This window comes from Rossellomorea vietnamensis NBRC 101237, from assembly GCF_001591825.1.
In the GTDB taxonomy this organism is placed as follows: domain Bacteria; phylum Bacillota; class Bacilli; order Bacillales; family Bacillaceae_B; genus Rossellomorea; species Rossellomorea vietnamensis.
The window spans coordinates 42,627-61,493 of sequence record NZ_BCVQ01000023.1; the positions used below are offsets into that span (position 1 = coordinate 42,627).

Below are 18,867 nucleotides of genomic sequence, written 5' to 3' on the forward strand. Positions count from 1 at the left end.
GACATTCCCCCTATACTGATTCACGGATTGTTGAGATTCGTCCTTTTTCTTTTCTCATGTTATCAATTATTTGATCTAGTTCCCTTACCACGCGAGGATTCGTTTCCTCCTGCTTGGCTTGGTATAGAACATCTTGCGATAAGACCTCACGTTTTTTATTTACGTGTTTTCCGATCAGTCGATAGATTTCCAACTTTAATGCAGGGATTGGATTTTGGTTCAGTTTTTTCTGTAGGATCGGTCCAACCTCTCTAGGAAGCATATTCGCGTTTTGTAAGGCTGATACAAGAAGGATGGCCTTATCATCCGGACATGTGAGCATTTTTTCAGCCATTTTGACAATCAATGTGAATGACATTGTAGGTAAATGCTTTTGGAGAACATATTGCTCCCCTTCTTCCCCGTGAATCAAAATATCTACAAATTTATTAAACGCTTCCTGATCGCCTAAGCGTACCAAGCAGTTAAGGGCATCTAAATAAAGTCGGTTTCTCTTTTCATTCAAATAGGGCTTTACAATGGGAATCAAGCTCTTGTCAGCATCTGAGAGATAGGACAAAGCTCTTAGACATTCTTGTTTCATCCTGATATCAGGTGTTGTCTGTAATTCTTTTATCAATACCGGTAGGACTGCAAGGTCTCTTGTGTGACTGAGCCCCCGGATGATGCTTACTCTTTTAGCCGGATACTTTTTAAATGCTTCAACCAGTAAGTTTGTGGAGAAGGGCATTTTCAATGCACCAAGAGTGATGCATATAGGAGTGAGTTTCATATCATCGGTTTCTGTTTTTAAAACCTCAGAAAGTACCGGTATTGCATCTTCCTTAAAAGAACGTAGGGCCCTAGTCAAAATAGGACGGACCGATTTCTTTTGATTATTTACATATGCATCAAAGACGGGTTTTACTGCTTCGGGACCAAAATCTGAAAAGCGAGGAGCTAGATGGATAGCTTGATCGATTAGGTCATTACGCTTCCCGTCTAAATTCATGATTAATTGAATGAGAGGATCAACGCTATTAATATCACGAATTTTCAGCAAAGATTCCATCCCTATTGAAAAGAAATCAGGTGTCGCCATGTGTTTCAGTATGGACGGTACCGCCTCGCTTTCTCGAACGGCCCCAGCACCCATAATGGATAGCGCAATGTGCTGTGAACTGTTGGCTTTTTCCAAGACAGCTTTCATGATTTTGCGACCCTTATAACTTCTTGCTGTCAGGCGACTTAACAAATGAACAAGTTCATTCTTTCTTGGTTCATCTGAAATGTCGAACTTCCGGCATTCTCTAAAGATAACCGTAATTGCTTTTTCCCCATATTTTTCCACTTCCTTTGAAGCGTCTCTTCGCATTTGAACATCCTCGTTGTATGCCATCACTTCCAATGATTTCAGAATCTCCCTGTATTCTCTTTCATCCATATCTTCGTCTAAGTTCTCAAATGAAATGTCCACATAGCCTATTCGTCCAAGGTAAAGGACTTCTACTAATTTCTCGTTTCCATCTTCTTGTGATGGTCCGGATAACGACGAAAAAAAGTCATCATCTATTCCATCACCCTCCTCTTCTTTTTCTGCTTGTCTCAGCAATTCTTCTTGAATTTGCTCCTCATCTTCTTTACTAAAAACGTCCTTCTCATATAACAATTCGCTTTTTGGAAGTTCTTTTTTCATCTCTGTTAGTTTTTGCAGGATACTTGCCGACATTCGATCTTGTACTGACATGCTTTCAGCCCCCTAAATTTGTTTGATTTTATTGATATTTGCTTGCTTTTCTTTTAAGCTTTCAATTTCTTCAGCTGTGAATTCGTGGGAGCCTATGTTTACATCAATCATTTGTGTTTCATCTGACTCTAGCCAAGCTTTGATGGATACCTCACGTTCGTTGTTACAGTCTACTTTCAATACCAATTTTGAATTGACCGGAACAGGATTTTTAAAGTTAACAGTGGCTGATTTTAATTGTTTCGTATGAATCGACTTAGCTGACGTCGCAGTGAACAATTCCAGTTGCATCGCATTAACCGTCTTAGATCCCCTTGGTCCTGTGACAATGAAACGATCTTCAATAATACGCTCGAAAGGTAATTTTGTCCCCTTTTCAAGTAGTGCTACAGGATCTGCTCCAATTACATCTATGTAGACGTTATTTGGGATGGTGTTGGTGAAGACAACCGCCTGACTTGAAATTTCAGTATCCGAAACAGAAATTTGATCACTTGACCTGAAGTTAATACGATCAATTTGATGGTGATACACTGAAGCACCTCGGCTAACTGCAAACATGGGATTGATTGACTTTATCGGTTTAATTCGACGGTTGAAAATATCGTAAATTCGCTCTTGGACGGTGTGATAATACGTCATCCCACCTACCAAAAATACGCCATCAATATCTTTTAATGACATCTGACCGATCTTTGCATGTTCCAGGGCATTTAATATCGGTTCTTCAATGTTTTTCCCCTGTTTGCTTTTCTCACTGAATAGTAGGTCTTCAATGATTGTGTCGTATTCTTTTTTGGTAATGGATAAGGTAGTCACTAAATCCGTTGGCAATTGGGATGAGAGCATTTCGCGATATGAAAGATTATCAAACCTCTCTTTATGTTCGTAATAATCAAGTTGTTGTGTGCGAAGTTGATTTTCAATCTTTGCACTGAAACTCATCTTCGCTTTTTCGGCGAAATCCAGTAAGTTTTCCCACAGGCGTAGAATATCTTTCTTATCGTATTTTTCCTTTAACTGCTTAAAGTTCATCCCGACACTTTTCAGTAATTTCTTCATTAATTCATTTACAACTTTTCTATCAAAGTCCATTCCACCCAGTTCAGTATATTGAGAGATTGATAGCTCCTGAATATCGATTCCGCCATTTTCTGTTTCACCAACTTGTAAGATAGAAACGTCGCAGGTTCCTCCACCGAGGTCAAATACCATTAAGTTCTTTTTACCGCCTTCAAGCTTTAACCGACGCGCTGTAGGATCCAACTTTTTCTCTTCATTAAGAAAATCAATGAGCGCAGCTGTTGGCTCAGGAATCATATGAATCCCGTCCTTATTAAATCCACTAAGGACCCCCGCAGCTTTTGTAGCCTGTTGTTGTTGAAAGTTAAAATTGGCAGGGATGGTGATCACCACGTCGTCAATCTTTTCCCCGCCATAATATTCCTCAGCTTGAGCCTTTAAGATTTTTAAAACATAGGAAGATACCATTTCAGGTCGTACATTTTCACTGTCGATGTCCCATGAAACGTCTTCTCCGATGTGACGCTTCGCCTCTTTGATCACCCTGTTTGGATACACCCCGTTCATACGTTTGGCAAAACGTCCAACGTAAGGGTGACCTTGATCGTCTATATAAAGGACGGATGGAAGAGATTGGTCCTGTACAATAGAGTTTCCGCCCTCATCCACTTGCGCTACATCCAATACTTGTGCTTCAACATCTCCACGTACGGTTAGGTTTGCCACACTCACCGTAGAATTCGTCGTTCCAAGATCAATGCCGATATATCTTTTATTCATCTGTTTTTTCCTCCTTTATTTCTGTTACAAGAGGTTGTACGACAACCTGTCCGTTGATTGACCATCCATACTTTAATAATTTCACCGTAATGACTTCATCTGAGCTTAGAACAGGACCATCTATCCGGAAGTTTTTAATAAGATGATCCTTGTGGATTGAAAAAGTGCTACCGAGTTCATAGCCGTTACTATGCTCTTCTAACCCAATCGCCAGGCTCAAACTGGAAAAAAGATTGATGAGTCTACCTGCACTTATATGAGGATTGGAGGGAGCATGTCCTTGACTTTCTTCAAATAAGTCAGACAAAAGATAGTTGGCGTTTTCACCACCTATGGCACTAAGGATTTTTACGTATGCTTTTTCCTCAGCTAAAGAAACTTTTTCTTTTTCCTTTTCGAGCATTACTTTTAATCGGTCAATTTCATCTTCTGCAATCTGCAGCCTGTCTTGTTCGGGTTGAATCGGCTGCTTCACTTCTTGTTTAGAAACTTCTAAAGCTTGATTTAAAACGGTTTGCACAGATTCAAGTGCATGTTTCAAGATGGCGGTAATATTACTATCTGCTTTCGTTTGAGTAGAATTCATCTCAGGTTGAACCAAATGGCTGAGACTATTATTTTGACTCTCATCATTACCTATTGGCTCATTCACTACAGGTTCCTTCGTTTGCGGCTCAGCTCTTTCAGTGATTAAGGCCCTTTCTTCCACCTCTACCGATTGAATTGAAGCTTCTTCTTGTACGGCTGCCTGAAACTTCGGTGTGTGCACACCGGGAATATGGTCATCTAGAAGATCATCCACATGGAATTCATCTTCTGTATCCTGTTTCTGAATAGTGTCACCTGAAGAAGTGAGCTTTTCTCTTATCCAGGTTAAAACCTCTGATTCTTCATTCTCACTTATTACGTCTTTTAGGATTGAGCTCATTCCCTCTGCATAAACAAGGTTCTCCACGCCAATTTGTTTCTTGTAGGCATTGATTTTACCGAAAATGAGGCCTTTTCCCCCTTTAAATCCTAATCGGTTGATAGAATCGCGATAATCCCAGTTTGAGGATTCCTCAAACAGAAGTGTCATTACTTCATCTGCTTGTTTAAATAAACTTTGTTGCTGAGGCTTTCCGTTAAGACAAATTAAAAAGCGAATTAATAAATCCAAAAACAATTTGGGTTTATTGTTAAACGCTTTGTAACTACGTATATCACCATCGCATACGCTGACAAATGCCTTTCTGGAGTTGGGAAATTTTTGGTTCGTCAGGTAAAGGAAACTAAGTGCCAGTGCTTGATCTATTTTAGGATCCCTTTTTTGATTCCAAGCTTCAACAATGGCTTCAGCCAGCCGTTCATTATCATCTACTCCACCTTGTTCAGCTACGCAGGCTTCCACCATTGTTTGTAATTCCCAATAAAAGGAATCCCGTTGTTTATAATCTAGTAGATTTAAACGTTCTAATTCTTTTTTTAAGGTATCTTCTTTCACATTCTCGAGACTTGAGAATAGTTCGTTGTCTCTTTTTCCGTGTTTTTTTAAAACAGCTTCTAGTACCTGCATTTGTGTATTCATAGTTCCTCCTTGCTCCTCTTGTCCAAGTAATATTTTTCTCCGTTATAAGCGGGTATAACGTCAATTTCATGCTTTAGTACATCCAATAAATCAATCAAGGTCGGATAAATTTTTTCTCCGCCAACAATTGTTTGCGTCGGTGAATATTTCTTATTGTGTTCTCCGTGCATCAGGAAAACCTGTTGCGGCTGTAAATCAGCAATGAGCTGCAGAATTTGCTCGCGACTCGCATGGGCTGATAGCCTGAAAGACTCGATTTTTGCATTTAATCCTTTTTCTTTCCCATTTATTTTGACCCTATCCGATACTCCATTTTTAGAGGATTTAAGCACGTGGTGCCCTGGACTTTCTTCATCCATATATCCAGTAAAAGAAACGGCGTTACGCTCCTCTTCAATCAAATGTTCTGCATACCGAGCTGAAGCGCTGTTTTCTGCGAGCATACCAGAGCTTGCAACAATACAGTTATTCCCTTGTGAAATAAAGCCTTCTATAAAATCATCAAATTGAAAGTCACTGTTACGGCGATTAGAATATATCTCTTGAGCTGCCTGGACACCGCCACTGAAAAATGGAGATTCTTCGCTATTCTGATGAAATGCAGAGTTTCTGTATGAGCCTTGTTTTAAATATCTTTCATATACCTTGCATACATCCGTTACCCTGCCGTCCAAGTACAGATTAAAAGGAAGATACTTCTCTTCTTTAAAGGCGTGTTTCAGAATGAGGATGATCTCTTGTGCCCTCCCTAGCGCAAAAGCTGGAATTAACATGTTCCCGCCTTTATCCATCGTGCGGTTTATGGATTCGATAAATAATTTTTCTTGACGGGTTCGGTTCATACTAGCATTAGTTGGTAGAAAGCCATACGTTGATTCTGTAATTAGAACATCGACTTTAAGGTCATCTGGAAGAGACAATCCCCTTACCGTTTTTTGATCATCGATGGAATAATCACCCGTAAATAAAATAGAAACTCCTTCAAACTCAATGTGAATCGCACCTGCCCCTAATATATGGCCAGAGGGGTAATATGTAATTTTCCATTCGCTTTCTTTGGAAGTTACAGTGAAGGTTTTGTTGAATTCTACGGGATTTATGGATAGTAATGCATTGTGGACGTCTTCTTCACTATACATATTGGAAGACGTTTCTCTTCCTATTCGAACAGTGTCCATTAACAATAACTTCATTAGGCTGACTGTCGGCCCTGTTGCATATATCGGCAGGTCTTTCCTTAGGCTGTGAACGTATGGCACAGCTCCTGTATGATCCATATGAGCATGTGAAATCAGTAAAGCATCTATGTCTTCTAATGAAAGGTTTTGATTATGTAATGGAGAATAATCCGGGTAAACAGATTCTTCGTGTAAATGCATACCTGCGTCTAACAGCAAGTGGCTATCTTTCACGGTGATTAAAATAGACGTTCCCCCTATTTTTTCACCGCCCCCAAAGAAAGTAATACTGACATCATCTAAATCCACATGACTTTTATCTACATTCTTAGAACCATGCCAGTACGCTTTAACGGCTTCCGTTCGATCGGCGTGTTTAGGGAATTGCTGTTTCCAATATTCTTTTACATCTTCTGGACGATTGGTTTTGAGATAATCCGAATATAAAAGAGATGTAAGTAAGTCATCAGGTGCCTCTAAGTGAGCTTCTTCAATCCCTTCAGACCATCCAACCGCGTTGTTTAATTTTTTGACAAGGAATAGATAAGAAATCCTTTTTGTTTCCAATAGATCATCTTGGAACGGATTATTTTTTATTTGTTCGACCAAATTCTTAGTAAGGGAATTCTGAGATAATTGGTAATAAAATTGGCAAATGATTGAGACATCACCGGCTAAATCAAGTTTGAGATCGTTCCAATCTGAACGTAAAACGAAATTTCCAATTTCATCAAGAACAGCAGCCCAGTAAGCGATATCCTGAATTCTCGTCATATGATCCTTATTAAGGTAGATTAGTTTCCTTAAGTGAAATCTTGCCTGAGTGAAGTTTTGAAAGGAATACTCTATTTCTATAAGATTTAACAACGCATGTATGTAGAATTCGTGCCCACTAGGATTTTCACGAAATTCGCGCTCAGTGGTTTCAGCGACTTCAAGTGAAAGCATATAGGCTTTGTCTACCTTTCCATGCGTGAACAGGTGCCGCGCAATGATCAATCTTTCCACGGGTAAATGATCAAAACCCGGTTGTTTCAGTAACCACTCCAGTTGACTAACGTCCTGGCTAACTTGTTCCCATGCGTATATAAAAAGGGGCGCCAATTCTCGGATATCGCCTATTTTTGAGATTCCTAACTTGGCAGATTTTATAACGATTTCGAACTCGTTTATTGACTCATAGAAACGACTCACAACAGTCAGAGAGGATGCGTCTAAGAGATGGAGGCTGGGTATCAATTGGTCAAAGTGTTTCTTTGCTTCTTCCGAAAAACCCCTATTTTCCAGAAATAACGCCTCTCTAAAATGAGATTGAGTGGCTGTAATCATTGTGAACCTCCTTGCACAAAAACTTTATACATTCTATTATGTAATTTTTTGAAGTGTGCAGTGATAATTGTACTATAACTATAGTAGTATATGTATATAAATCGACATATTTTGGAATGGGAACCTAAAATTGTGTCGAAAATAGACTCTTTTAAAAGAGAGAGACTTTGTTTGATAAGAATTCAATAAGTCGGAAAGTATAATGTTCTTATATATCTGAATCAGAGAGGAAAATAGACTATGTTTTATTATTTAGACGAGCAAGCTCTAAATAGAACCCCAGAAGAATTGTTTAAGATTATATACTCACAAGAAACCTTATCCAGTCTAATAGCAGGAAAGAGGAAACGGAAAAATAAACGAACTATATCAGATTTGAATAAATATATTGAGGAATGTAAGTTGCTGTATAAAATTAAATCAGGTTATGAATACTCACTAGCTCATTATTCTTGGTATATAAATGATTTGGAAATTGTACCAAAAAAGGTAAGGGAGTATTCCTCAACAAGAGGGGCTATGCTTGTAGAAAGAGGTAGAGGGAGAACAGCAGAAAGCGGATCGAAAATAATTGATTATAATAACTTGAGAAAAATTTAGAGAGGATCCTGTTTTTACAGGATCCCTAGCAACTTTCTGTTTGATCCTTATGACGAAACTTAAGGGCCAAAGGTTAATGTATAGACTTGAATTAATATAAACAACAAAAAATATCATATATGTTGATATATAATAATTAATGACTAGAAACCTGGTGTTAGAATTCAGTAACCAAATGTCATTTTGTATTTTTTATAAAAAGTAAAAATGCTCAGAATAACTGAGCTCTAATAAATTTGCAATTCTCTTCTCTTATTAAGGATATTGGCCAATTGAGTCGGGGATAGTTCTTGCATGCTCTTTTGGGGTTCTTGTTTATCGTATATAAACATTTCATACTGATCTATTATGGGGGTAGCTCTTGTACTGGACATCACTCCTGCAACACTGCCTATTAAGTCACGTACACCGAAATTTTCACCATTTACACTATAATACAAAACTGAAAAAATTTTAGTGTGCTTTTCCCATTCATCATCATAGAACTCTACTCCGTTGAAGCTCAAATTTTGTTCAACGAAAGCAATATAAGAGGCGAAACTCCCAACAATTTCATTTTGGGTTCTAAAGCCAAGAATCCGGAGTTCTTTTTGACTTCCGCAATAATTGTTTTGCACGAGGAGTAATTTACCATCCTTTTTTACCTTTAAGAACCCCTTATAAGTTGTCAATTCATAAGAGCTTCCTTCATCAGATCTATAATGTATGCATTGTTCCATACAAATAATACCCTCCCAATCGTATATGTTAGATTCTGTCATGCCAGAATTAATATATATCAATATTCCATAAAATGCTATGTTTTCTGTATTGAATTTGAAGTGATTGCTGTATTATATGCCTGTACTATTGAAGAAATAAACGTTTAGATTTGAAATATAAACAACAACATTAATAATGACATATATATTATTAATGTTGTTGTTTATTTAATGTTAATCGTACTTAACGGGATCACCCTTGACCAGGTATCAATTGATCAAAGTACCTTTTCTTCTGGAGAGCCCTCAAGGGTCTGCTCATAGTCTGTAAGGGTGTAAAGAGCGCACACCCTAACATTCTATGGCATCTCGCTTCCCTCTAAAACCCAAGCGAACAACAGCCTGTAAGATCTATAATTTCCTACGGAGAACATGTAGGAAACTATAGATCAACATTCTGTTTGTTCCATTGCATTTCTTCACGAGTGAACGACTCTGAAGATACAAAAGCTTAGAACACAAAGACCAAATCAGATAGCAGCCATCAGGCTGCTTTTTATTTTATGTTTTTCCACCCTTTTGCGCTGCGAATTGTACAAGCGTCGCAAAACTAACCTTTCAGCAGGCCAAGCCTCCTCCGATTTAAAACAGTAGCATATAGAGATGAACCGAACATAACAAACGTAGTTAACAACATAGTTAATAACAACATATGTGTCATCGTTATCTATATTTGTTGAGTCCTCTTTCCTTCAAAGAGGTTTGGTATAATATTGTCTACGTCAACACGAGTAATTGTGGTTAACAGTAATTGAAAATAAGTGTTTGGAAGGTGAAATGAATGGATGAGTTCGAAGAGTCCGTTTTGAGGATTATGAGAAGAGATGAGCAGTGGAAAGAGATCTTTCATTTTATCGTCACATTGGAGGAAGAATCTCCGAAAAGAGAAAAATTATTTCGAGATTACGTTGCGAACTTCATCGAGACCACACATAGTCTGGATGAAGAATAGAAGAATTAATTTAGGTGTTGTAGGTGTATTTTAAAAAGTTCCCTTTCAGTTTACGGAAATTTTTAACTCGCATTATCCTTAGGACAGAACGTAAGTGTCCTAGGGATAATGGAACTATAGGGTTAACAATAGAATAACGATATTTAATATATTATAATTAATGTAAACAACGTCGATAACATATATGTTGTCATATATGTTAAATGTGCAATGTTTATGTAATTTAATGTCTTAATGACGGTTTGCAGCCTTCAGGCTGCTTTTGGTGTTCGACCTGAACTTGAGGTTTCCTCTTAATAAAGCCTTCATATACAAACTGTAGTCTGAAATTGATGGTAATCGACTCATTAGATGTGTTTTCTATTATCTTTTCTGGAAAGGATGGTCGACAATGAAAACTTGTCCCTATTGTGGGAGTGAAGTTCGTTTTTCTGACCTGGATTTTAGTTTCTGTGATTTTTGTGAAATGAAAATTCCCTATGAAGATATCCAAGAGGACGGACAGCGAAAACAACTTCTACCCGAGTCCCAACCGACTCTTTCGGACCTCAAGAAATCCACTCCAGAGCTGATGCGAATGTCTACGGTCGAGCTCCTGTTTTTGCTGAAGTGGGCACGGGAGGAACGGGCGACGATCTATAAGCAGCGATACTCTTTTATCCGTGCGATGAAGCACGGAGCAGATGAATTTGCAGAGGCCGAGCAGTATACCTTTAAAGAGTATGAATGGGCCACGCGCAAATGCTTTGTCCTAGAAAATCTGGTCCGGGAGCGACTGGGCTATTATCCTGTTAAACTTACAGACTCCTATATTCAAAAATTAGCCGTTAAAACGGAGGATTCTGGTTTAAAAAAGATGGTTATCCAGGATTCAACGCCGTTACCGTAATGTCCAAAACAGGTTCTTATCCCTGTTTTTTCTTTTTGGATTTCAATGGGATCCCGTATTTTTTACTATGTTCAATGCCTTTTTTAGCGAAGGATTTGGCATCCTCTTTCGTCATTTTCATTTCTTTTTCTCCTCTCATGTGTGTTTAACATCAGTATGGACACGTTATTAAACTTCTATACATAACTTTGCCCCATCCCCCATATACATAAAAATAAATCTAGGACACTAGGACAGTGTCCTAAACAAAACATTGAAAAATAGGGTAGTGATGGAGAGGAGAAGAAGAAGTGGAGACCAAAAAAAGAAAAGTTCGTTCCGATAAAAAAAGAGATGTGAAACCGACAATATCTAGCAATCTTAAACATTGTATTTATCGCTTGTCCTATATAACCAGCACGCCTGTGAAAGATGTAGCTGAAACGCTTTGTGAGAAAGGGTTACGATCCAGGAAGGTCATGGATTACTTGTCCACTTATTTCAGGAGGGATTTGAAGTTTGCCAATACAATCTACATCGGGGATTTTGAACGGGAGTCATTGCAGCGAAAGGTGCAGACGGGTAAAAATGAGCGCATCACCATTCGATTTACGCAATTATCCTATGAACATATCTCTTCATTAGCGAGGGCCTTAGATGTGACGCCTTCTAAAGCAACTGCGCTATTGCTCGATGCCAGTATACGAAACACAAACTTGTTAAATGCCTTTGTAAAAACATATCTTCATGACCATTTAGACGGAAATCGGATGAAGGAGTTAAAGGAGGTATTGAAGTATATCAATAAGAATAATCCTTACCAGGAAGAAATTTCGTGGTTCACACTTCTTTCCATGATTTACGAAGATGTGAAAGAGAGTACGAGCAATGTGAAAGATATTGTTCATCACTGGATGAAGAAGTATAAATAAAGTAGAGGATATTTATCAACTAATAAATTTAAAATCTAATAATCATCTTTCAATAAAAATATTCATACTTAAATTAAAAATTGGGTGATAATATGAGCAGAGTTGCTTCAATCGACTTTCAATTGAAGAGTTTGGCAGAAAGTAAAAAGCTTGAAAAGGAGAGAATAGGTTGGCTTGACTCTGAGATTAAACTTACACCTGCATCATTCCAAAGAATAAAGCCTACTGACGCAAAACCTGACGAGACATTTTATAAATTTTATTTTCATAGTAAACCAACAAAGAACTATTTTGTAGCAAGGAAACTGGCTGAAAAAGCTCGACTACACAAGATATTAAATAATGAATTTTATGATGATGAGACTATTAACCACTTAGCTATTTTTTCAAGTAAACAAAAAAATGAAATTTTGATGATGGATGATTTATTGGGATCCAGTGGTCTAAATATAGGATTATACGGTTATGCCATCTATGGAGTGCATTTATACTCCATTATGACTCATTGTAAAGAGCGATTAGAGGGAAGTTATCTAAGGTACGATGATATGGCTCACTTTATGGGGTGTATGACTCAAAGAGAAAAGAACGATAGGGAAATTGCAATTGCCCAAAATGTTGGGCGGTTATTGAAAGAGAGATACGTTTTTTCAAAAGGAATAGAATTAGGGCATTATATACGATTTAAGTATATGTACGGGATGCATAAAAATTATTTGGAAATGACGCGATATATTGAGGAAATAATAGAAAAAATACCAGGAAGTAAGACAAGAACAGATAGATTTATTGAGACCTACAAAGAGAAATCTCAGAGAAGAAAAGATGAAATTAATCGGATTTATACAGAGTTAATTGAAAATGGTGAAATTACAGCAAGGTGGGCCTCTGAGTGGGCATTATATTCATTGATAAAGAAAAAGTACCCAGATGCAATCTACCAATATAGAGACAAGTGGTTAGGTAACCAATCGCTTGATATTTATGTACCTTCTCAAAAATTAGCATTTGAATACCAGGGCATTCAGCATTTTGAACCAGTCAATTTCTTTGGAGGAGAACAAGCGTTTAACCATCGAGTATATCTAGATGAAAGAAAGAAGAAGAAAGCGGAGGCCGAAAAAATAAAAATCATTTATTGGGATTATAATGAGCCGATCAGTGTAAATATATTAAAAGAGAAATTAAGAGAGTCGTAAGGCTGATTGTCGATTATTGTACATAATTATAGAATATTTATAGAATGAATCAAAAAAATCGATCCGAAATTCGGATCGATTTTTTCACCATATTAATAGGCTTGCTTACTTCAAAAAGAATTGTCCTTTATAGAACCTCATATTCCTCCAACAACTTCCGAATGGCCTGATTGATAAGCTTTGATTTATCACCTTTTTGCCCCCGAGCAGCAATCTTATCCACTTCTGTAGCCAAGTCAGGATCCATATAAAAAGAGGTAAAGACCTTCTTCGTTTTCTTCCTGTTGGCTTTTTTACCTGCGGCTAAGCTACGGAGATAATCATCATCTTCATTTTTAACATTATCATTGTTGTTAACATATGTTTCGTCTTTATTAATTTCAATATTATCATTTACATCTTTATTTTCTTCTTTACTATCGTTTTCTTTGTCATCATATGAATTGAAGAATGCTTGAGTAGGGTTGGGTTTTTTGATTTTATCTTTGAGGCTGTTTTTGTTGGACACGCTCTTTCAGCTCCTTTACAAACGGAATGTAATACTCCAATGCTTTTTTAAGTTCAACATTGTCTTCAAAACCTGAAATGGCCAAGCGTCTGGTTGCGGCTTTTCGGCGAATGATGGAATTGAACTTTAAGCCAGGATAGTCCTCATCAATGGATTCTTCCATCACTTCGTTTTCTTTCGCTCTCGCATCAATTAGGGAAAAGAGGATCCCGGCTGTTTGTAAGGCCGGATTATAGCGTTCTTTTGCACCTTCAATGATTTCCAAGAACTTCGGAATCGCATAGTACGCGAACATCGAACCATCGAACATGACAACAGCATAGCTGCCTGCTTCAGAGTATGTACTTAACGGCATGACCGTTTGTTCAGATAACGCCGGTGGTGTATCAATAATGATCCAGTCATAATCGTCCATTACCGGTTCGAGTGCTTTCTGTAAGGCATCCAACTTTAATCCCTTCTCATACATTCTACGGGGCAGTGTAGCCAGAAAGTCGTTCGCTGGAATCAAATCCAGATTCTCTTTAATCTTGATGATATAGGGACGAGCATTTTCATTGATAATAGCTTCTAAAATGGTCCTTTCCTCAAAGACATTACAGATATCGTATTCGCTTGTAAGAAAGCTTGTCAGATTACCTTGGCCGTCCATATCAATGGCCAACACTTTTTCTTCTTGACTCAAGAGGTAGGAGGTAATCCCACTACTGGTCGATTTAGAACAGCCGCCTTTACTAATTCCAAATGTCACTATTTTGGCCGTCAATTGAATACACCTCTTTCAATATATTATAACTTGACTATGTATTTAATACGTTATCATTATCGTAACATATGTCATTGTATATGTTAATTAAAACAATAATATCAAGTGATTATTTTATATAAATGATCTAGAGATGAAGATTATATATAGAAACAGGAGAAATGGATTTAATGTACGAAAATGTACCAATTCATACATTTTCTAGTTAAGCACCTGATTCAGATGATACAATTGAATTTAAATTACATTTATTTGAAAATTTCAGGGAGGCGACACAATTGAACTACTTCTCAAACCTTAAAAAGAATGAAAGAGAATTATTTGAAAAATATATTACACCAACTAAAATTTCAGCTTTTTTGTTAATTGACAAATTCTATGAAAAACAATACCCAACTCGAGACTTTGAATATTCATTAGACGAAGACGCTTTGAATATTGAAGATTTAATATTGATTTTTTTACATGAAAATATTTTTCGTTCTGTACTTCTTTATAAAACTTTTATAAATGGAATATTGACTAAAAATCCTTTACAAACTTCTTTAGGAACTAGGGCCCAACTAGAAACGTGTGGAGCAGTTACATATCTTCATAAAAAATATAATCAATTCCTAAAAACCGTAATCTCCGAAGATAATATGCGGGATGAGCTAGAGAGCCTTCTTCTCGGTGTCCGAAATAAGTCTGGACTACCTTCAAATGGTGATTATCCTGACCCAAAAGGAGTTATGAAATTAATTGATTCAGGAGACTACTTTCATAAAAATATTTTAAAGAGAGATGGGGCACCAATAAGGAAGATCTACGAACATTTATCTGAGATATGTCATCCGAATGCATATGGTTACACTTTGCATTCCCGTGATTCAGTCTTAGATTTTAAAGATCCTGAGGGGGAATTCCATGAAACATTGTATGGAATAAACGCCTTCTTAGTTTCCATGACAGTCTACATTGAAGCCTATGAAGACCTATATTCTCTCATTTCTAAAAATGGATGTTTCTAATTAAGCTTTTCTTTAAATTCCCTTAAACCTCTATAAAAGGACGCAGGAGGAATATTAGTTATTTCGCATATCTGCTTTACTGTCATCCCCCCTTTTTCGTAAAGCTCAATTGCATGCTTCATACCTGCGTGTTTTTTGTGATATTTCTTCACACGTCCTTTATATTTACCTTCTTTTTTGGCCAGCTCAATACCCTCACGCTGTCGCATCTTAATTAAGTCTCTTTCCAATTGATTGACTCCCCCCATCACTGTCATAAGGAAATGGCTGTATGGATTTTCTTCGGATAAATCCAACCAAGTGTCCTTTAAAGACTTGAGATTAGCGCCTTTCACTTTTATTTGATCAACCAATTCAAACAAGTCCCTTGTGCTCCTGGTAATCCGAGTTAAGTCGGTGACGTAGATTGTATCTCCGTTCTGCAGCTCAGACATCATCATCTTTAATTCTGGTCGATCTTGTGTGGCTCCAGATACTTTCTCCTGATACAAGATATCCATCCCTATTTCTTCTAGTTGTTTTATCTGCCTTGCAGGATTTTGGTCCACTGAACTCACCCGAACATAACCGATTTTTCTCATTTTCGCTCTCCCCTTTTTGATATAAGTCTATTGATAGTATCTAATACCTTTATATTAATGGATTTGAAATATCCATTCAACTCTATCGTTAGGGTAGACCCTATTGGTATAAAGGGGATACTGTTATTTTTTCAATAATTAGTAAATTCCTTGATACTTTAATTAGGCTCTTGTACTTTGTGGTAAAATATACCTGATTAGTTCATGGAGGGAAAACATGACTTACCAAGCTACTGAATTAGAAATTATTATGGGGGAGGCACTTTTTGAAAAGGGCTTTTTCTTTGATGAACAGGTATATGTAAAAAAAGGGAACAAACATTATGAGTTTGATTTTGTAGTGTATGGAGATTTCTGTAAAGTTGTTGTGGAATGTGATGGCCCTCATCATTTTCAAAATCATAGATGGTATAAGGATTTAATGAGGGATTTATGGACTGTAACCAATGATTTTCAAGATGTTCTACGTTTTAATCGTTCTCAAATTAGAAACAATATCGATGGATGTTTAACAGAGATCCAGCGATCTATCGAGCAACTAAATACAGCTCTCAAGCATGATACCCAACGAAAAATTTTGTTGGACTCAGAAAAGCAAAAGATTCTAATGAGAAAGAATTCTAGATTTTACAAAGGCAAAAGACCTTTTAGTAAATATACTGGAAAAAAAGTATATATACCTACAAAAACACCTGAAGATATTCTTTATCAAGAGAAAGTGGAGTTCCTTCAGAACTCCAATAAATTTCACTTGAATGTTAATTTTTCTAGTAATTCAAGTAATTCAAAGATAAGACTCAAAGATACTACAAATCATTTGGAGAAGGATAGCGGTTTAATTGAACTTGAAGACGGGTTGAAAATTCCATTGGAAGAGGAGGTTTATTATAGAAAGGTCAAAGCATTATCAATTCCAGATAAAAAGTTACTCTGGTTCATTATTAAAAATACAACAAAAGATGGATTTTGTGTTTTTGTAGGAAAAAAAGATCAGATAAGAAGTTTAATCAATAATCAGTTATTAGAAGTAAATTATTTATACAAAAGCAACAAGGAGGAAGTCAGTTTAATAGTCCTTCCTTTTTCACCCCATATGTTAAAGTTTTATAGAAGTAGAGTATAACATTAAAGAAAGAAGAAGGGGATTTGATGAATAGAACGGATATGGCCTTTGACTATCTTCAAAATTATATGAAAGATAAATATGACAAATACAGTGAGGAAATTTTATTATCAAACGAAGAAAATTCCTTGTTTGATCTAAGTTTTTCCACTTTTCTAGATGAAATGAGATTTGCCTTACTATATGAAAACGAAAAATATGAGTTAGTGTTAGAAAAAGCACGTAAATTAGTCTATAGAAAACTTCTGGAATTGGAAGATGCAGAGGTGAATATTTTATTCGTAGAATGCATACATACTTTATCTGATAAAGAATTTGAAAATGTCTTAGAATCAGATAAAGCAGAAAAATACATGCTTGACCCTCCTATTTCTCAGAAGTACCAATTAATAGCCGGTGAATTTCTAATTATTATAAGTCAAAAGGTTGTTGAGAGTATATCCATGCATGCCAGCACTAATCTCATACAATATATTGAAGATTTGAAAGCCAGTATAAAAAACTTTGCTTTTGATGGATCTCTTGAGGGAGATGATGTTGCTACAAGGAACTATTGGGAAGAATTTTGTTTTCAAGTTCAATATGGAGGAGAGGATCCTCTACGTATCGTTCAGGAAGGTATTGAAACACACATAAAAGAAAAACTGAAAAAGATTTCATATAAAGATATAGTTCTCTTATACACTGAAACTGATAATTATTATGGAGAAGTATATGATACTACCTCACCATTTCCTGATAGAGATGAAATGGTTGAAAGTATAGTAAGCAAGGTTTTTGATGAGATTAGCTGGGAAGCAAGTAATGCTTATGTTCCTGACTTTTATAATGGAGAAGACTGGGACTAAGGATAATTAACATTAACGGTGATATGTTTTTGAAATTAGTAGTTAGTTACATGATCAGTTTGTTGAAACATAATGTGAGATATAAGGTAAAGGATTGAAGGAGATTACCAAAATGAAAAAGAAATTGAACAGTTTATTTTTATTTTTAGCGACCATTGTAATGGTTGGTTGTACCAACGTAGAAGATGCACCTGTTACAGAAAAAGAAACTGCCCCACAAGAAGTAACAACAGAGAACACAAATCAAGATAGTGAAAAACAAGATGCTACTCCTACGGTTGCTGAAGAACCGGTAGCAGAGGAAACACCAACCGAAACAAGTGATGACCCGTTCGCAGGATACAAACGAATTGAAGTCGATGGTGGTGACTTGTCCGGTTATCGTGGACCTAACGTCGTTGTGGACATTGGTTATGGGGACCGTGAATATTGGGCATTTACGAATGAATACGGACAGCTCGTACGCGTCATTGCAGACGAAATCATCTTACAAGATGACCGGAACGAGCCTGTATTATCGTCAGGCAGATATTACTCTGATGAAGCGAAGGTTCCAGGTGTCGAAAGTGATGTTCTAGATGAAGGACATATTATAGCTGATTCTCTCGGGGGGGTATCGAATGCGTATAATATTACCCCACAAGATAGTACGCTCAACCGACATGGGGACCAAGCTTATCTGGAAGACGCAATTCGCAAAGCAGGTGGAGCCACGAACTTTGAGGCCATTATTACCTATCCGAATATAGAAACGCAGATTCCTTCGCATTATCAGTATACCTACACTTTAAGAGGGAATGAAATCGTTGATTCATTTGACAATGTGAACTCTGATGAAGTAAATGAATCACTTGGATTAACAGAAAGTGAGCCTTCTGATTCTACTACTTCTACTGCAGACGGTGACATTTCTAGCGTTGATACCAACGGTAATGGGCAGGTGACCATCAAAGAAGCAGAAGCAGCTGGTTACAGTATGCCAATAACAAGTGATCATTGGCTCTATCAATATATGGACGATCGAGATGGTGATGGACTAGTGGGTGAGTAACAGGAATAACTTAGAAATATATCTATATGGAATTGCTAAGCAGATAAGATCTTTATTCCGTTAAA

17 protein-coding genes are annotated in these 18,867 nt (G+C 37.0%); 9 read left to right on the plus strand and 8 right to left on the minus strand.

Annotated features, from left to right (window positions below; all coding sequences use genetic code 11):
* Positions 1 to 10: 10 nt before the first annotated feature.
* The 4 genes from BVI01S_RS12970 to BVI01S_RS12985 all read right to left on the minus strand — a co-directional run bounded on the left by BVI01S_RS12970 (position 11) and on the right by BVI01S_RS12985 (position 7,603).
* Entirely contained in the window at positions 11 to 1,675 is a 1,665-nt protein-coding gene (locus BVI01S_RS12970) for a HEAT repeat domain-containing protein (RefSeq protein WP_156477329.1), read from the minus strand.
* A gap of 63 nt (positions 1,676 to 1,738) precedes the next feature.
* Complete coding sequence (locus BVI01S_RS12975) at positions 1,739 to 3,529, minus strand: Hsp70 family protein (RefSeq protein WP_061810478.1); 1,791 nt, start codon at positions 3,527 to 3,529, stop codon at positions 1,739 to 1,741.
* Positions 3,522 to 5,096 (minus strand): hypothetical protein, encoded by a 1,575-nt coding sequence (locus BVI01S_RS12980; protein WP_061810479.1) that lies wholly within the window; start codon positions 5,094 to 5,096, stop codon positions 3,522 to 3,524. Before BVI01S_RS12980 ends, BVI01S_RS12975 begins: the two co-directional genes overlap by 8 nt.
* On the minus strand, positions 5,093 to 7,603 hold the full coding sequence (locus BVI01S_RS12985; RefSeq protein WP_061810481.1) for an MBL fold metallo-hydrolase: 2,511 nt from the start codon (positions 7,601 to 7,603) through the stop codon (positions 5,093 to 5,095). Before BVI01S_RS12985 ends, BVI01S_RS12980 begins: the two co-directional genes overlap by 4 nt.
* 240 nt (positions 7,604 to 7,843) lie before the next feature.
* On the opposite strand from BVI01S_RS12985, the gene BVI01S_RS12990 reads away from it, so the two are divergent.
* The gene (locus BVI01S_RS12990) at positions 7,844 to 8,203 is read left to right on the plus strand and encodes a hypothetical protein (protein WP_061810482.1); all 360 of its coding nucleotides are present in this window, start codon (positions 7,844 to 7,846) and stop codon (positions 8,201 to 8,203) included.
* 227 nt (positions 8,204 to 8,430) lie between these two features.
* On the opposite strand, the gene BVI01S_RS12995 is transcribed toward BVI01S_RS12990, so the two are convergent.
* Entirely contained in the window at positions 8,431 to 8,922 is a 492-nt protein-coding gene (locus BVI01S_RS12995) for a hypothetical protein (RefSeq protein ID WP_061810483.1), read from the minus strand.
* Positions 8,923 to 9,745: 823 nt separating this feature from the next.
* Between BVI01S_RS12995 and BVI01S_RS22560 the strand changes: the two genes are divergently transcribed.
* The 4 genes from BVI01S_RS22560 to BVI01S_RS13010 all read left to right on the plus strand — a co-directional run bounded on the left by BVI01S_RS22560 (position 9,746) and on the right by BVI01S_RS13010 (position 12,915).
* On the plus strand, positions 9,746 to 9,916 hold the full coding sequence (locus BVI01S_RS22560) for a hypothetical protein (protein WP_156477330.1): 171 nt from the start codon (positions 9,746 to 9,748) through the stop codon (positions 9,914 to 9,916).
* Positions 9,917 to 10,307: 391 nt separating this feature from the next.
* Positions 10,308 to 10,805, plus strand: coding sequence for a hypothetical protein (locus tag BVI01S_RS13000; protein WP_061810484.1), 498 nt, complete (start codon positions 10,308 to 10,310; stop codon positions 10,803 to 10,805).
* Between the two features lie 290 nt (positions 10,806 to 11,095).
* Positions 11,096 to 11,716 (plus strand): hypothetical protein, encoded by a 621-nt coding sequence (locus BVI01S_RS13005; RefSeq protein ID WP_061810485.1) that lies wholly within the window; start codon positions 11,096 to 11,098, stop codon positions 11,714 to 11,716.
* Between the two features lie 92 nt (positions 11,717 to 11,808).
* On the plus strand, positions 11,809 to 12,915 hold the full coding sequence (locus tag BVI01S_RS13010; RefSeq protein WP_061810487.1) for a hypothetical protein: 1,107 nt from the start codon (positions 11,809 to 11,811) through the stop codon (positions 12,913 to 12,915).
* 127 nt (positions 12,916 to 13,042) lie between these two features.
* Here the strand turns inward: BVI01S_RS13010 and BVI01S_RS13015 are convergent, their stop codons facing one another.
* Both BVI01S_RS13015 and BVI01S_RS13020 read right to left on the minus strand, forming a co-directional pair.
* Positions 13,043 to 13,423: a CopG family ribbon-helix-helix protein gene (locus BVI01S_RS13015; protein WP_061810488.1), complete on the minus strand. Its 381-nt coding sequence runs from the start codon at positions 13,421 to 13,423 to the stop codon at positions 13,043 to 13,045.
* A complete protein-coding gene (locus BVI01S_RS13020) occupies positions 13,395 to 14,189 on the minus strand; it encodes a ParA family protein (RefSeq protein WP_061810489.1) in 795 nt (264 codons plus the stop codon). The genes BVI01S_RS13015 and BVI01S_RS13020 overlap by 29 nt, the downstream gene beginning before the upstream one ends.
* Before the next feature lie 278 nt (positions 14,190 to 14,467).
* Here BVI01S_RS13020 and BVI01S_RS13025 point away from each other — a divergent pair, with 278 nt between their 5' ends.
* Positions 14,468 to 15,199: a hypothetical protein gene (locus BVI01S_RS13025; RefSeq protein ID WP_061810490.1), complete on the plus strand. Its 732-nt coding sequence runs from the start codon at positions 14,468 to 14,470 to the stop codon at positions 15,197 to 15,199.
* Here the strand turns inward: BVI01S_RS13025 and BVI01S_RS13030 are convergent.
* Positions 15,196 to 15,780, minus strand: a complete 585-nt coding sequence (locus BVI01S_RS13030) for a recombinase family protein (RefSeq protein WP_061810491.1) — start codon at positions 15,778 to 15,780, stop codon at positions 15,196 to 15,198. The genes BVI01S_RS13025 and BVI01S_RS13030 overlap by 4 nt on opposite strands.
* A 217-nt stretch (positions 15,781 to 15,997) precedes the next feature.
* Here BVI01S_RS13030 and BVI01S_RS13035 point away from each other — a divergent pair, with 217 nt between their 5' ends.
* The 3 genes from BVI01S_RS13035 to BVI01S_RS13045 all read left to right on the plus strand — a co-directional run bounded on the left by BVI01S_RS13035 (position 15,998) and on the right by BVI01S_RS13045 (position 18,802).
* On the plus strand, positions 15,998 to 16,903 hold the full coding sequence (locus BVI01S_RS13035) for an endonuclease domain-containing protein (protein ID WP_061810493.1): 906 nt from the start codon (positions 15,998 to 16,000) through the stop codon (positions 16,901 to 16,903).
* A 26-nt stretch (positions 16,904 to 16,929) separates the two neighbouring features.
* Positions 16,930 to 17,751, plus strand: a complete 822-nt coding sequence (locus BVI01S_RS13040; RefSeq protein ID WP_061810494.1) for a hypothetical protein — start codon at positions 16,930 to 16,932, stop codon at positions 17,749 to 17,751.
* A 112-nt stretch (positions 17,752 to 17,863) separates the two neighbouring features.
* A complete protein-coding gene (locus BVI01S_RS13045) occupies positions 17,864 to 18,802 on the plus strand; it encodes a DNA/RNA non-specific endonuclease (protein ID WP_061810495.1) in 939 nt (312 codons plus the stop codon).
* Positions 18,803 to 18,867 lie beyond the last annotated feature (65 nt).